We start from the raw sequence: 13,422 nt of genomic DNA, 5'->3' as shown, positions 1-13,422 counted from the left end.
GTATGCGTTCGATCCGCGCTGCCGTCATCGGTGCCGGCCCCGCCGGCATCTATGCCGCCGACATCTTGACCAAGGAGTATGCGGCGGCCGAGGTCGACATCATCGAGCGGCTGCCCGCGCCATACGGGCTGGTCCGTTACGGCGTGGCGCCCGACCACCCCCGGATCAAGGAGATCATCAAGGCTCTCGGGCGGGTGCTCGCCAACCCGCGTATCCGCTTCCTGGGCAACGTCGACTACGGCACCGACCTCAAGCTCGCCGATCTCCAGCACTACTACGACGCGGTGATCGTCGCCACCGGCGCCGTCGCCGACCGGCCTCTCGAGATCCCCGGCATCGACCTGCCCGGGAGCCACGGGGCCGCTGACTTCGTCTCGTGGTATGCCGGACACCCCGACGTTCCACGTGACTGGCCGCTGGAGGCGGAGTCCGTGGCGGTGATCGGCGCCGGCAACGTCGGCCTCGACGTCGCCCGGATGCTGGCCAAGCCGGTCGAGGAGCAGCTCACCACGGAGATCGCCGACAACGTCCGCCGCGGTTTGGCGGCGAACCGGGCGAAGGACGTCCACGTGTTCGCACGGCGCGGACCGGCGCAGGTGAAGTTCTCGCCGATGGAGCTGCGCGAGCTCTCCCACTCCCCGAGCGTGGATGTGCTCGTGGAGGAGGACGGCTTCCAGGTCGACGAGGCCAGTCAGTCCACGATCAGCTCGAACAAGGGCGTTCGGCTGGTCGTGGACACCCTCTTGAAGTACCTCGAGGCGACGCCGACCGAGGCACCGCACCGGATCCACATCCACCTCTGCCACGCGCCGATCGAGCTGCTCGGTGACGGTCGGGTCGAAGCGATCCGGACAGAACGGACGCGGCTCGACGGCACCGGCAACGCCGTCGGCACCGGCGAGTACGTCGTGACGCCGGTCCAGGCCGTCTACCGGGCGGTGGGCTACCTCTCGACGCACCTGCCGGACCTGCCCTTCGACCACGCTGCTGGGGTGGTGCCCAACGAGGCCGGACGGGTGCTCGACCTCGACGGTGTCGCGGTGCCGGGCGTCTACGCGACGGGCTGGATCAAGCGGGGGCCGGTCGGGCTCATCGGTCACACCAAGTCCGACGCGGCCGAGACGATCCGAAGCCTGCTCGACGACCTCGACGGCATCCCGGCACCGGAGCACCCGAGTCGCGACGGCATCATCGACCACTTGGTCTCACGCGGCGTCGACGTGGTGACCTACGAGGACTGGCTGCGCCTCGACGCCCACGAGCTCGGCCTGGGCGAGGCCGAGGGACGCGAGCGGATCAAGGTCGTGCCGCGTGGCGAGATGCTTCGCGCTGCTCGCGGCTGAGGCAGTCAGGGAGTATCGCCTTCGGAGGCGGTGAAGCGGCGCCGAGCACGGGCCCCGAGCCAGGCGAGAAGAAGCAGGCCGGCGGCGACGGCGACGGGCACCCAGGCCCGGCCGCCCCAGATCGCCTCGACGACGGCGAAGCCGATGGTCACGTAGATCGTCGCCCACGCCACCGCTCCGATCGCCAACACTGGAAGGAAGCGGCGCAGCGGCATGCGCAGCGACCCTGCGGCGGCCAGCACCGCCGTCTGTAGCCCGACGGTCAGGAAGCAGACGGCGACCGCGGGCGCGCCGTACCTGCGCACGATGACCTCGCCGCGCAGCACCTTCGGGTTCTCGGCTAGGTGGGTGCGGCGGTCGGCGGCCCCCCGGACCCCGCGGCCGACGGCGTACGTCGCTCCTCCCCGCACGCACGCGAGTGCGAACAGGAAGCCGAAGAGCGGGACAACGGGCCAGTCAGGCACGCACCTATCGTCCAGGGTCCAGCCAAGGCATCAGGACCCGGGGTTGCCCTACTGGGTGCGGTGCCGTCGTCGGAGCTCGACGTCACAACGCTGCCGAATCGACCACGACCCCGCGCTACAGCAGGCTGGCGCGGGGTCGTGGTCGGTTCGGGTCAGCGGATCGGGTCCACCTCGGCGTGGTCGGCGACGGTGACGGCCAGAGCGCCGAGGTGGTGGGAGCCGGTGCCCAGCCACTGCTCGAGCGCCACCAGGTGGGCAGTGTGTGCGCCGATCGCGTACTCCGCCGTCATGCCGATGCCACCGTGCAGCTGGATCGCCTCCTGGCCGATCAGGCGCCCGGCGCGGCAGACCTGGAGCGAGGCACGGGTGGCGGCGTCAGCCAGGCTGTCGGGATCCTCCGCCTCGACCATCGTGGCCCACCCGACCAGGCTCTTGGTCAGTTCGAGTGCCACATAGAGGTCGGCAGCCCGGAAGGTCAGCGCCTGGAAGGTGTTGAGGGTGACTCCGAACTGCTTGCGGCTCGTCAGGTAGCCGGCGGTGATCCGCAGCGCGGACTCCATGGTGCCGACCGCCTGGTTGCCGGCTGCGACCCGCGTCGCGTGCAGGGCCCGCTCGATCGCGGCAGTGGCGTCACCGCCTGCACCCAGCGGCTGAGCCGGGCACCGCTCGAGGTCGACCCGAGCGCTGCGCCCGCCGTCGATCGTGCGGCTTGTGGTGCGGCTCAGTCCTTCGGCGTCCCCGGTCACCCAGAAGAGTCCGGTGCCGCCGTCCGGGAGCGCGGCGGAGACCAGGAGCTGGTCGGCTCGGACACCGTGCGGCACCGGCTCCTTGGTGCCGGTCAGCCGCCAGCCGTCGCCGTCGCGCTCGGCGCGCACGGCCTGCGCGGTCGGCTGCCAACGGCTACCGGCCTCGGCATGCGCGAAGGTGAGCAGCGTCTCGCCCGCGGCGAGCGGGCCGATCAGCGCGGACCGCTGCTCCGGCGTACCGAGCTCGGCGGCCAGGCCACCGGCGAGCACCACCGCCGCCACGTAGGGCTCGGGCGCGAGCACGCGGCCCAGCTCCTCGGCGACGATGCCGACCTCGACCGGACCGGCTCCGACGCCACCGTCCTCCTCGGCGAAGGGAAGGCCGAGCACGCCCATCTCCGCGAGCCGCTGCCAGAGCTCCTCGTCGAAGCCGGGCTCCCCAGCGACGGTGCGGCGCCGCGTCTCGTAGTCGCCGTACCGCTTGCCCACCAGTCCTCGCACGGCCTCGCGCAGGGCCTGCTGCTCGTCATCGAATGTGAAGTCCATGTCGTCGCCTTTCAGAGTCCGAGGATCGTGCGGGCGATGATCTGCCTCTGCACTTCGTTGGAGCCGCCGTAGATGGAGGCCTTGCGGAGGTTGAGGTAGACCGGCGTCGAGCGACGCGACCATTCCGGCGCCAGGGCGCCCTCACCGGCGAAGCAGGAGAGTCCTGCCGGCCCGGCGAGATCGAGCGCGAGCTCGCTGACCGCCTGCTGCAACTCGGTGCCGCGCAGCTTGAGCACCGAGGAGGCGGGGTGCGGCTTGCCGTCGGCCGAGTTGGCGGCGACCCGCACCGCGGTGAGCTCCAGGGCGAGCAGGTCGTTCTCCAGCTCGGCGATCCGGGCCGCCGTCAGCGGATCGTCCAGCTGCCCCACCTCGGCTGCCCACTTCTTCGCCTCGGCCAGCACTCGCTTGGTGGCGCCGACGGGCGCCACGCCCACGCGTTCGTTGCCGAGGAGGAACTTCGCGTAGTCCCAGCCCTTGTTGAGTTCGCCCACGAGGTTCTCCGCCGGCACCCGGACGTCGGTGAACCACACCTCGTTGACCTCGTGGCCGCCGTCGATCAGCTCGATGGGGCGCACTTCCAGCCCCGGACTGGTCATGTCGATGAGCAGGAAGGAGATGCCAGCCTGCTTGCGGACTTCCGCGTCGGTGCGCACCAGGCAGAAGATCCAGTCGCCGTACTGTCCCAGCGTGGTCCAGGTCTTCTGGCCGTTCACCACGAAGTGGTCGCCGTCGCGGACCGCGGTGGTGCGCAACGAGGCCAGGTCGGAGCCGGCGTCGGGCTCGGAGAAGCCCTGACTCCACCAGATGTCGAGGTTGGCGGTCGCTGGCAGGAAGCGCTCCTTGATCTCCTGGCTGCCGAAGGCAGCGATCACCGGCCCGACCATCGAGGCGTTGAACGCCAACGGCGCCGGTACGCCGGCTCGCTGCATCTCCTCGTGCCACAGATGGCGCTGCAGCTCGGTCCAGTTGCGGCCACCCCACTCGACAGGCCAGTGCGGCACGGCGTAGCCGGCGGCGTTGAGGATCCGCTGACTCTGCACGAACTGGTCCTTGGTCAGTTCTCTGCGGGCCAGCACCGCCTCCCGGATCTCCGCAGGGACCTGCGTGGTGAAGAACGTGCGGAGCTCCTCGCGGAACGCCGCGTCCTCTGCCGACAGCTTCAGTTGCATGGGGCACCTTTCCTGGTCGCGTGTGCCCATCTTGGCGGATATACGCTGTGCCCGAAATGGACTGCGTGCATTACTTCTCCGGCCGGTGCCGCTCCTGCGCCCTCATGGGTCAGCCGTACGCCGCCCAGGTCAGCGAGAAGGAACGGTCGGTGCGCGCGCTGCTTCCCGCGAGCGTCACTTGGGCGCCGAGCATCACCGGCCCCGAACACGGCTTCCGCAACAAGGCGAAGATGGTCGTCACCGGCACCGTCGCCGCCCCGGTGCTGGGCATCGCGGACCGCGCGGGGGTCGGCGTCGACCTGCGCGACTGCGGTCTCTACGAGCCCGACCTCGGCAACTCCTTCGATGTGCTGGCCCGCTTCGTGACGCTCGCCGGAGTGACGCCGTACGACGTGGGGGAGCGCCGGGGCGAGCTCAAGTACCTGCTGGTGACCGTGGCGCCCGGCGGGGCGCTGATGGCCCGGTTCGTGCTGCGCTCGACTGAGTCGCTGCTCCGGATCCGCAAGCACCTGCCCGCGCTGCTGGCCTGGCTGCCGCAGCTCGCCGTGGTGTCGGTCAACCTGCAGCCCGAGCACAAGGCGGTGCTGGAGGGCCCGGAGGAGATCGTCCTGCACGGGGAGTCGCTCACGATGCGCGTCAACGGGCTCGACCTGCATCTGCGACCGCAGAGCTTCTTCCAGACCAACACCGAGATTGCGGCCGCTCTCTACCGCCAGGTGGCGGACTGGGTCGCCGAGGCCGCGCCCAATCGGATGTGGGACCTCTACTGCGGGGTGGGCGGCTTCGCTCTGCACTGCGCTGCTCCCGACCGCGAGGTGGTCGGCGTGGAGGTGAGTGCCGAGGCGATCGCCTCTGCGCGGCTCTCGGCCGCTGCGTTGCCGGGCGCCCTCGAGTTCGTGGCCGCTGACGCCACGGCGTGGGCACAGAGGCAGGTCACGGCGGCTGAGCTGGTCGTGGTGAACCCGCCTCGACGAGGGACCGGGACGGAGTTGGCGGGCTGGCTCGAGTGCTCCGGCGTCGAGACCGTCGTCTACTCCTCCTGCAACGCCACCACCCTGGCCCGCGACCTCGAGCAGATGCCTTCGCTCGTGCCGATGAGGGCGCGGCTGCTCGACATGTTTCCGCAGACCCCGCACTACGAGGTCGTCACGCTGCTGCGCCGGCGCTGAGCTCTGCAGGTGCGGGACCGCCGAGCTGGCGATGGGGCGAGAGCAGGGCAGACAACGCTGTCGATATCCGTCACAGTGACGCCATGGTCGAGACACGCGAGATTGCGCTCCCCACAGGCGTCCAGGTCAGCGCCCAAGTCGCCGGCGAAGGTCCGCTCTGCCTGCTGGTGCACGGCTTCCCGGGATCATCGTGGAGCTGGCGCCACCAGATGGCGCCGCTGGCTGCCGCGGGCTGGACCGTCGTCGCCCTCGACACCCGCGGCTACGGTGGCTCCGATCGCCCAAGCGGGCCCTACACGACCGAGGCGATCGAGCAGGACCTGCTGGCGGTCATCGACGCCCTCGCCAGTGAGCCGGCGGTCGTGATCGGGCAGGACTTCGGCGCGAAGTACGCCTGGAACCTCGCGCGACACCACCCCGACCGGGTGCGCGCGGTGGCTGGCACCGTGCCCTTCGCCGATCTCCCTCAGGAAGCGCCGCCGTCACGAGTGTGGGCGAGCCTGGGCTCGCAGCACTTCCTGCACCTGCACTACTTCCAGGCCCCCGGTGTGGCCGAGCGCGACCTCGGCGGCGGGAACGCCGAGGAGTTCCTCCGGCGCCTGCTCTGGGCGCTCTCGGCCGAGGGTGACTACTTCTCCGTCTTCGGCGCCGCTGGCACAGCCAGCTACCTCGAAGCGCTCGCCCCGGCGCCGCCGCTGCCCTGGCGGTGGCTCGGCGAGGCCGACTTCGCGGCGTACGTCGAGGGGTTCCGGCGCGGCGGCGTCGGCCGGGAGTTCGCGGGCGGCTTCGGTGCCTACCGGGCCGCCGATGCCGACTGGGCGTTCGAGGCACGATGGCTGGGGGTGCCGATCACGCAACCGGCGCTGCTGTTCATCGGCGAGCACGACCCGGTGCGCAAGTTCACCCAGGTCGATCGCGCCCTGTTTGCGCAGCTCACCGAGGTGGTGGTTCCCGGGGCCGGTCACCACGTGCAGCAGGAGCAGCCCGACGTCACCAACCAGGTGCTGCTGGACTGGCTCGGTCGCCTCTAGCGGGGCAAGGCCACGGAGGCCTCCGCGCCCTGTCGCCTTGCTGAAGTTCAGGCGAAGATCTCCTGGCCGCGACCCCTGAACGCTACTCTGCGTTGACATGGCCACGCCTGACTGGTTCATGGGGTCGACAGATGTCTCGCTCAGCGACTCGCGGCCAGCGCCCGTGCTTCCACCGGGCACCTCCCTACGGCTCACGATTCACGCTGGTGGCTCGCTGCCGGCGTGGCCGCGGCACCTCCGTGTTTTGACCGACGGCACCCGACTTCGTGTGTCGACTGCTGCTGGCCTGCTCTATCTCCAGACCGCGAGCACGGTCCACCATCACCGGACCCCATGGTGAACAGGCGGTTGCCATGATTGATCCTGAACTTGGATTCACCAGGAGCGCTTCGGGAACGCTGAGGACGGGCGGACGCTTCGCGCTAACAACGACCAGCGCAAAGACGGTGCCGTTCAACGTCGGTGACTACGCAGGCGATTGACACCGTGTGGGGCCGCGCGCGTTGAGCGCGGCGGCTCCGGACGCCGATCTCTAGGCATCCCGAGTCTCGGCCAACGCCCCGAGGAAGGTGGAGGCCCACTGCGACACATCGTTGTCGCGCAAGGTGCGGCGCAGCGCCCGCATCCGTCGCGACCGTTCCTTCTCGTCGGCGCCGGCTGCCTCCAGGATCGTCGCCTTCATCCCGTTGATGTCGTAGGGATTGACCAGCCAGGCCTGTTTGAACTCGTCGGCGGCGCCGGCGAACTCGGAGAGCACCAGGGCGCCGTCCCCCTCGAGCCGGCAGGCGACGTACTCCTTCGCGACCAGGTTCATGCCGTCGCGGAACGGGGTCACAACCATGATGTCGGCGGCCCGGTAGAGCGCTGCCATCTCGTGTTGGGGGAAGGAGGCGTGCAGGTAGGAGATGGCCGGACGGCCGATCACTCCCAGGTCGCCGTTGACCCTGCCGACGAGCTGGTCGACCCGGTCGCGCAGCACCTGGTACTGCTGCACCCGTTCGCGGGAGGGCGTCGCGACCTGCACGAAGATGCTCTCCCCGATCCGGAAGTGTCCCTCGGCGACGAGCTCGGCGTACGCGCGGAGCCGGGGGTGGATCCCCTTGGTGTAGTCGAGCCGGTCGATGCCCAGCAGGATCCGCTCCGGGTTGCCGAGCGCCTGGCGGATCTGCGCGGCTCGCTGCACGACCGAGTCGCTGCCGGCGAGCGTCTCGAAGTGCTGCACGTCGATCGAGATCGGGAAGGCGGCGGCCCGCACGAACCGTCCGTCGTCGGTCTGCACCAGGGTCCGGTGGGTGCGCAGGCCGACCAGGGACTTGACCATGCGGACGAAGTTGGCGGCGGCACCGGCGCGCTGGAAGCCGACGAGGTCGGCCCCGAGCAGGCCCTCCAGCAGCTCTCGACGCCAGGGCAGCTGGCTGAAGAGCTCCTGCGGTGGGAACGGGATGTGCAGGAAGAAGCCGATTGCCACGTCCGGCCGCAGCTCGCGCAGCATCTGGGGTACCAGCTGCAGTTGGTAGTCGTGTACCCAGACCGTGGCTCCCGGGGCGGCGATCTCTGCGGCGCGCTCGGCGAACCGCCGGTTGACCTGCCGGTAACTGTCCCACCATTCGCGGTGGAACTCCGGTGGCGCCACGACGTCGTGGTAGAGCGGCCACAGGGTGGCGTTGCAGAAGCCCTCGTAGAACTCCTCGACCTCCTGCTCGCTGAGCCCGACAGGTACGAGAGTCAGTCCGTCCTCGACGAACGGCGCCAGCGGCGTCCCGTTGTCAGCGACACCGGGCCAGCCGATCCAGGCACCGTCGTGGGTGCGCATCACCGGGTCCAGCGCGCTGACCAGGCCGCCGGGGGAGCGGCGCCAGCCGATCTCGCCGGTCGACGTCTGCACCTGGTCGACCGGGAGACGATTGGCGAGGATGACGAGGTCCGCGGCTCCGGTCACACCTGTGAGCGTAGCGACTCGATCAGGCCGTGCTCCCGCGGCGCCTTCGGCCGCTTCACGGCCCAGGCCTCCAGTCGCGAGTACCCCTTGACCGGAACGATGCGCCACCAGCGCACCCGGAACTCCTCGGAGTGCCGCAACACGTCGGCAAGGCCGCGATCGCACAGCACCCGGCCGGGGCGGGCGAGGGAGGTGAGCCGGGAGGCGATGTTGACCGGCTCGCCGAAGACGTCGCCGAAGCGGCTCAGCACCTCGCCATGGCCGAGCCCTACCCGGACCTTGGGGAACTCCTCGTCGAGGCCGTGCATCTCGGCCAGGGTGAGGGCGATCCGCGCGGCTGCCGCGGGGTCGTCGGCGACGAAGAGCACTTCGTCGCCGATCGTCTTGATGATGCGCCCGCCCGCATCGGCGACGGTCGTGGTGGCGACCTGCTCGAAACGCTCGACCATCGCGGCGAGCTCCTCGGTGGTCATGCTCCGGGTCCGGCGGGTCCAGCCCACCACGTCGGCGAAGCCGACCGTCAGGCCGACCGTCTCCTCGTTCTCGACCCGCAGCAGCAGCCGGCCCGCTGCGCTCGCCAGATGCCGCCGCCAGACGTAGTTCTGCAGCTGTTCCATCGCCGGGAGCGCCTGGTCGGCGACCGTGTCGACCAGGGCCGGGTCGACATCGCCCAGCTCGCTGAGCACGTTGTCGGCGATCTCGGCGACCTCCCACTCGGCCAGCCGGGCGAAGCTGCGGCCCATGCTGCGGCTCAGGGCGATCTCCTTCTGCTCATCGAGCAGGCCGCTGTCGACCAGTAACTGCAGTGTCTGCAGCGCTTCGACATCGGTGTCTACGAAGGCGATCTCGTCGTCGGTGGTGGGCGGGAAGCCGAGCGAGCGCCACAGCTCGTGTGCGCGCTCCATGCTGACGCCACTGCGCTCTGCGACCTGCACCCGAGTCAGGTACGGGCGCTGACCGAGCAGGTTGACCTCCAAGGCGCTGTAGAGATCCTCGTCCCCGGCCAGGCGCTCCGTCATGTGCTCAGCCGATCGGCTCAGCCGTTGCCGAGGCGCTCACGCGTGGTCTCCTCGAGCGCGTCGCGGAACTTGGGTACGCCGTCGAGCAGCTCGCGGACCGCCTCCGAGGTGAAGTGCAGCACCTTCAACGGGGTGAGGGAGACGACGGACGCGCTCCGCAGCTTGTGGCCCACGATCGCGGCCTCGCCCACGGTGTCGCCGGCGCCGAGCCGAGCGATCTCCTCGCCCTGCCGGCGTACCGACACCTCGCCCTCGAGGATCAGGTAGGCCTTGTCGGCCGGCGTCTTCTCCCAGATCAACGACCAGTCCGCCGGGATGTTCACGGCAGTGCCGCGCTCCGCGATCAGGCGCACCTCGTCGTCGGTCAGCGTGGCGAACCGGTCGATGCTGCGCAAACGCTCCGTGTTCGTCTTGTCACTCATGTACGGATCCTTCCGATGGGGCCCTGGTGGCCCGGCTGATCCTCCCGGGGGAATCTTCGTCCGGGCCTGCGCAGGTGTCCAGTGATTCCAGGGATCGGCCGGCGCGATCTGGGACACGCCAGCGTCGAATCACATCGATGTGGTTCGACGTCGTAGACTGCCGGGCGGAAGCCAATTGCCGCGCAGTGTTTGAGGGGTCGAACAGATGGACGCCGCAGAGTCGATCGCCACCGGTGACGCCGCCTTCGAGGGCGAGCTCTCCGCTCGTGACGCCGAGATCCTGGAGTTCGAGCGCCACTGGTGGAAGTACGCCGGCGCCAAGGAGCAGGCTGTCCGGGAGAAGTTCGACATGTCCTCCACGCGCTACTACCAGGTGCTGAACGCCCTGATCGACAAGCCCGAGGCCCTCGCGGCCGACCCGCTCCTGGTGCGCCGGCTGCGTCGACTGCGCTCGGCTCGCCAGCGGCAGCGCTCGGCGCGCCGACTCGGCTTCGAGATCTGAGTCCTCCGATGGCCCTGCCTTCCCCGCTGGTCATGCTGAGCGTCGCGGCTGTCGCGATCGCCGGTGTGGCGTTCGTGGCCACCCACGACGACGAGCCGCAGGGGCGTGCGGAGACGGTTGGCCAGACGGTGGAGACGCCGCCTGCCACGCCGGACCCCGAGCCCACGCAGAAGCCGCGCAAGACCAAGCCGCCGGTGAAGCGTGGCTCGATCTATGTCGAGGTCTACAACAACTCCAACGTCGCCGGCCTCGCCGGGCGCACCGCCAAGACCGCGACCGATGCCGGGTGGCAGGTCGTCGGCTCCGACAACTGGCGCGGGACCATCCCCGCCTCCACGGTCTACTTCCCGCCGCGCCTCGAGCGCGCCGCCCGCCTTCTCGGCAAGGACCTCGGCATCACGCGCCTGATGCCTGCGGTCGCGCCCATGCGCTTCGACCGCCTCACGGTCATCCTCACTCCCGACTTCACCAGCTAGCCGGCGAGACGCCAGCTTCAGCACGTCGAGTAGCCAGTTTCGGCAGGTCGAGTAGCCAGTTTCGGTGTGTCGAGACGCCAGTTTCGGTTGTAGGCCCGGCGAGGATGCGCGGCTGCCCTCGTGACGCCGTACGAGGTGGGCTGCGTCGTGCGCGTGGGAGTGCGACCCTCGCTGTTCAACGTGTTGAAAGTGGCTACTCAACGTGTTGAAAGTGGCTACTCGACGGCTAGGACGTGAGGGAGCGGAGGAAGGCGATGACGCCGGGGACGCCGGGGACGGCGACGTCGGAGACGGAGCGGAGACGGTCCTCCTCGGTGGAGGCGGCGCAGACGATCAAGGTGGGGAGGCCGGCGGCGCGGAGCTCGGCGACGGCGGCGGCTGCGGCGAGATCCCCGAGATCGTCGCCGGCGAAGAGGTAGCCGGCGGCGGCGCTCTCAACCGCATGCCGACGTACGGCGTCACCCTTGTCGAGCCCGGGGGCGCGGACCTCGATGACCTGCCGGCCGGGAGTGACGTCGAGGCCGTGGTCGGCCGCTAGATCGGCGAGTGGGTCCAGCAGGCGCTCGAAGGCAGCCTCCGGATCTGCCGAGCGGCGGGTGTGCACCGCGATTCCCAGCGGCTTCGTCTCCACGTGGGCGTCGGAGACCGACGCTGCGTCGAGTGCCTCCGGCAACTCCTGCACGAACTCCCCGAGCGAGGCGGGCGGCACGGGGCGGCGCAGGTGCCCTCCGGTGGAGGTCCAGTGCTCGTTGCCGTACTGACCGTAGACCTCCAGCACGCGGCCCTCCTCGGCGAGCCGTGCGCCCAGCGCGACCAGGTCGCCCAGGCCCAGCACCTGCTCGACCGGTCGACCCGTGACCAGCGCCAGGCTGCGCACCCGGCCGGCGAGCGCGGCCAGTGCCGCAGGCGCGTCGGGATGGATGCGAGCCTGCGCCGGATCCGCGACGATCGGTGCCAGCGTGCCGTCGAAGTCCAGCCCGACCGCCACCTCGGGCAGGGCCCGGACCAGGGCGGCGTACCGCGCGGAGGCTTCAGGGGAGAGGAACTCCATGCACCCACCCTGTCACGTCACCTGGCGATGCCCCGCTGCACCCGCCCCTCCTGCGTCCCGTATGGCGGACCCGATGTGCGCATCGTGAGACGCAGGTCGTAAAGTGGGCGCTGCTCATCGAGAGGGACAGAGGGAACGGCCCTGTGAAGTCCCGGCAACCGCCACGAGTCTCCTGACGGCCCCGGCCGCCAGTCGTGGAAACGGTGCCAATTCCGGCCCGAGGCGACAGTCGCCCGGGGAAGATGAGGAGGAGGGTACTCATGAGCATTTTGTCCGAGCCCACGGCCGTCGAGGCCAGCACCGGTCTTCGCGAAGGCGCCTTCGGCAACGCCGTCGCCCTCTCCTGTCGCGAATGCGGTCACCAGCTCGCCCTGGGTCCGCACTACGCGTGTCCGGAGTGCTTCGGTCCGCTCGAGATCGCCTACGACTTCCCGGCGATCACTCGTGCGCAGATCGAGGCCGGCCCCGCGAACATCTGGCGCTACCAGGCGCTGCTGCCGGTGCCTGCCGACATCGCAGCCAGCCCCAACATGGAGCCCGGCTTCACCCGGCTGCTGCAGGCCGACAACCTCGCTGCGGCGCTGGGGATCGAGAGGCTCTGGGTCAAGGACGACTCCACCAACCCGACCAACTCCTTCAAGGACCGGGTCGTGGCGTGCGCGCTGAGCGCGGCACGTGAGTTCGGCTCCCGGGTCTTCGCCTGCCCCTCCACCGGCAACCTCGCCAACGCGGTCGCGGCGGCCGGTGCTCGCGCCGGGATGAAGACCGTCGTCTTCATCCCGAGCAACCTGGAGAAGCCGAAGCAGGTCAACTCCGCCGTCTACACCGACTCACTGGTCGCCGTCGACGGCAACTACGACGACGTCAACAAGCTCGCCCAGGAGATCGCTGCCGAGGAGGAGGGCTGGGCGTTCGTCAACGTCAACGTGCGGCCCTACTACGCCGAGGGCTCCAAGACGCTGGGCTACGAGATCGCTGAGCAGCTCGGCTGGCGGCTGCCGGACCAGGTGGTCATCCCGGTCGCCTCGGGCTCGCAGCTGACCAAGGTGCACAAGGCGTTCCAGGAGCTGGTCAAGCTTGGCCTCGTCGAGGACAAGCCGGTGAAGATCTTCGGTGCGCAGGCAACCGGCTGCTCGCCGGTCTCGGTCGCCTACAAGGCGGGCGTGGACGCGATCCGGCCGGTCAAGCCCGACACCATCGCCAAGAGCCTCGCGATCGGCAACCCCGCCGACGGCATCTATGTGCTCGACATCTGCCGGGCCACCGGCGGTGCCGTCGAGGACATCACCGACGACGAGGTCCGGGAGGGCATCCTGCTGCTCGCTCGCACCGAGGGCATCTTCACCGAGACCGCGGGCGGTACGACGGTCGGCGTGCTCAAGAAGCTCGTCGAGACCGGGCAGCTCGACCCCACGCTCGAGACGGTGGTCATCAACACGGGCATGGGCCTGAAGACCCTCGACGCGGTCTCAGACCAGGTCGGTCCGGCGGCGACGATCGCGCCGTCGTACGACGCCTTCGCGGCCTCGGGGCTCGGAAGCTGAA

General features: G+C 69.9%; 13 protein-coding genes and 1 riboswitch. Of the genes, 6 read left to right on the top strand and 7 right to left on the bottom strand.

Going from position 1 to position 13,422, the window contains the following annotated elements:
* The first annotated feature begins 2 nt into the window (after positions 1-2).
* Positions 3-1,343, top strand: a complete 1,341-nt coding sequence (locus DNK54_RS08760; RefSeq protein WP_110206600.1) for an FAD-dependent oxidoreductase — start codon at positions 3-5, stop codon at positions 1,341-1,343.
* Between the two features lie 5 nt (positions 1,344-1,348).
* Here the strand turns inward: DNK54_RS08760 and DNK54_RS08755 are convergent, their stop codons facing one another.
* The 3 genes from DNK54_RS08755 to DNK54_RS08745 form a co-directional block, all read right to left on the bottom strand.
* Positions 1,349-1,807: a DedA family protein gene (locus DNK54_RS08755; protein ID WP_162602369.1), complete on the bottom strand. Its 459-nt coding sequence runs from the start codon at positions 1,805-1,807 to the stop codon at positions 1,349-1,351.
* Positions 1,808-1,959: 152 nt separating this feature from the next.
* The gene (locus tag DNK54_RS08750; protein ID WP_110206598.1) at positions 1,960-3,099 is read right to left on the bottom strand and encodes an acyl-CoA dehydrogenase family protein; all 1,140 of its coding nucleotides are present in this window, start codon (positions 3,097-3,099) and stop codon (positions 1,960-1,962) included.
* 11 nt (positions 3,100-3,110) lie between these two features.
* The gene (locus DNK54_RS08745; RefSeq protein WP_110206597.1) at positions 3,111-4,268 is read right to left on the bottom strand and encodes an acyl-CoA dehydrogenase family protein; all 1,158 of its coding nucleotides are present in this window, start codon (positions 4,266-4,268) and stop codon (positions 3,111-3,113) included.
* A gap of 56 nt (positions 4,269-4,324) precedes the next feature.
* Here DNK54_RS08745 and rlmC point away from each other — a divergent pair, with 56 nt between their 5' ends.
* Complete coding sequence (rlmC, locus tag DNK54_RS08740) at positions 4,325-5,437, top strand: 23S rRNA (uracil(747)-C(5))-methyltransferase RlmC (protein WP_110206596.1); 1,113 nt, start codon at positions 4,325-4,327, stop codon at positions 5,435-5,437.
* An 83-nt stretch (positions 5,438-5,520) separates the two neighbouring features.
* On the top strand, positions 5,521-6,468 hold the full coding sequence (locus DNK54_RS08735; RefSeq protein ID WP_110206595.1) for an alpha/beta fold hydrolase: 948 nt from the start codon (positions 5,521-5,523) through the stop codon (positions 6,466-6,468).
* Between the two features lie 532 nt (positions 6,469-7,000).
* On the opposite strand, the gene DNK54_RS08730 is transcribed toward DNK54_RS08735, so the two are convergent.
* Genes DNK54_RS08730 through DNK54_RS08720 form a run of 3 tightly spaced genes read right to left on the bottom strand, consistent with a single transcriptional unit; the run spans position 7,001 to position 9,848 of the window.
* Entirely contained in the window at positions 7,001-8,407 is a 1,407-nt protein-coding gene (locus tag DNK54_RS08730; protein WP_110206594.1) for an alpha,alpha-trehalose-phosphate synthase (UDP-forming), read from the bottom strand.
* Entirely contained in the window at positions 8,404-9,426 is a 1,023-nt protein-coding gene (locus DNK54_RS08725) for an adenylate/guanylate cyclase domain-containing protein (RefSeq protein ID WP_110206593.1), read from the bottom strand. Before DNK54_RS08725 ends, DNK54_RS08730 begins: the two co-directional genes overlap by 4 nt.
* 17 nt (positions 9,427-9,443) lie before the next feature.
* Entirely contained in the window at positions 9,444-9,848 is a 405-nt protein-coding gene (locus DNK54_RS08720) for a Crp/Fnr family transcriptional regulator (RefSeq protein ID WP_110206592.1), read from the bottom strand.
* A 205-nt stretch (positions 9,849-10,053) separates the two neighbouring features.
* Here DNK54_RS08720 and DNK54_RS08715 point away from each other — a divergent pair, with 205 nt between their 5' ends.
* A complete protein-coding gene (locus tag DNK54_RS08715) occupies positions 10,054-10,350 on the top strand; it encodes a DUF3263 domain-containing protein (RefSeq protein WP_110206591.1) in 297 nt (98 codons plus the stop codon).
* Positions 10,351-10,358: 8 nt separating this feature from the next.
* The gene (locus DNK54_RS08710; RefSeq protein ID WP_110206590.1) at positions 10,359-10,826 is read left to right on the top strand and encodes a LytR C-terminal domain-containing protein; all 468 of its coding nucleotides are present in this window, start codon (positions 10,359-10,361) and stop codon (positions 10,824-10,826) included.
* A gap of 226 nt (positions 10,827-11,052) precedes the next feature.
* Here the strand turns inward: DNK54_RS08710 and otsB are convergent, their stop codons facing one another.
* Positions 11,053-11,877 (bottom strand): trehalose-phosphatase, encoded by an 825-nt coding sequence (gene otsB / locus DNK54_RS08705; RefSeq protein ID WP_110206589.1) that lies wholly within the window; start codon positions 11,875-11,877, stop codon positions 11,053-11,055.
* Positions 11,878-11,988: 111 nt separating this feature from the next.
* Positions 11,989-12,126, top strand: a riboswitch (SAM riboswitch).
* Positions 12,127-12,137: 11 nt separating this feature from the next.
* Here otsB and thrC point away from each other — a divergent pair.
* The gene (gene thrC / locus DNK54_RS08700) at positions 12,138-13,421 is read left to right on the top strand and encodes a threonine synthase (protein WP_110206588.1); all 1,284 of its coding nucleotides are present in this window, start codon (positions 12,138-12,140) and stop codon (positions 13,419-13,421) included.
* The last annotated feature ends 1 nt before the right edge of the window (position 13,422 follow it).

This window comes from Nocardioides daejeonensis (genome assembly GCF_003194585.1).
In the GTDB taxonomy this organism is placed as follows: Bacteria; Actinomycetota; Actinomycetes; order Propionibacteriales; family Nocardioidaceae; genus Nocardioides; species Nocardioides daejeonensis.
This window is presented reverse-complemented; position numbering and strand designations above follow the sequence as displayed.

What these genes read in the sequence shown, in the direction of transcription:
- DNK54_RS08760 (WP_110206600.1), top strand. Translation starts at nt 3, where the DNA reads ATGCGTTCGATCCGCGCTGCCGTCATCGGTGCCGGCCCCGCCGGCATC.
- DNK54_RS08750 (WP_110206598.1), bottom strand. Translation starts at nt 3,099, where the DNA reads ATGGACTTCACATTCGATGACGAGCAGCAGGCCCTGCGCGAGGCCGTG.
- DNK54_RS08745 (WP_110206597.1), bottom strand. Translation starts at nt 4,268, where the DNA reads ATGCAACTGAAGCTGTCGGCAGAGGACGCGGCGTTCCGCGAGGAGCTC.
- rlmC (WP_110206596.1), top strand. Translation starts at nt 4,325, where the DNA reads ATGGACTGCGTGCATTACTTCTCCGGCCGGTGCCGCTCCTGCGCCCTC.
- DNK54_RS08735 (WP_110206595.1), top strand. Translation starts at nt 5,521, where the DNA reads ATGGTCGAGACACGCGAGATTGCGCTCCCCACAGGCGTCCAGGTCAGC.
- DNK54_RS08725 (WP_110206593.1), bottom strand. Translation starts at nt 9,426, where the DNA reads ATGACGGAGCGCCTGGCCGGGGACGAGGATCTCTACAGCGCCTTGGAG.
- DNK54_RS08720 (WP_110206592.1), bottom strand. Translation starts at nt 9,848, where the DNA reads ATGAGTGACAAGACGAACACGGAGCGTTTGCGCAGCATCGACCGGTTC.
- DNK54_RS08715 (WP_110206591.1), top strand. Translation starts at nt 10,054, where the DNA reads ATGGACGCCGCAGAGTCGATCGCCACCGGTGACGCCGCCTTCGAGGGC.
- DNK54_RS08710 (WP_110206590.1), top strand. Translation starts at nt 10,359, where the DNA reads ATGGCCCTGCCTTCCCCGCTGGTCATGCTGAGCGTCGCGGCTGTCGCG.
- otsB (WP_110206589.1), bottom strand. Translation starts at nt 11,877, where the DNA reads ATGGAGTTCCTCTCCCCTGAAGCCTCCGCGCGGTACGCCGCCCTGGTC.
- thrC (WP_110206588.1), top strand. Translation starts at nt 12,138, where the DNA reads ATGAGCATTTTGTCCGAGCCCACGGCCGTCGAGGCCAGCACCGGTCTT.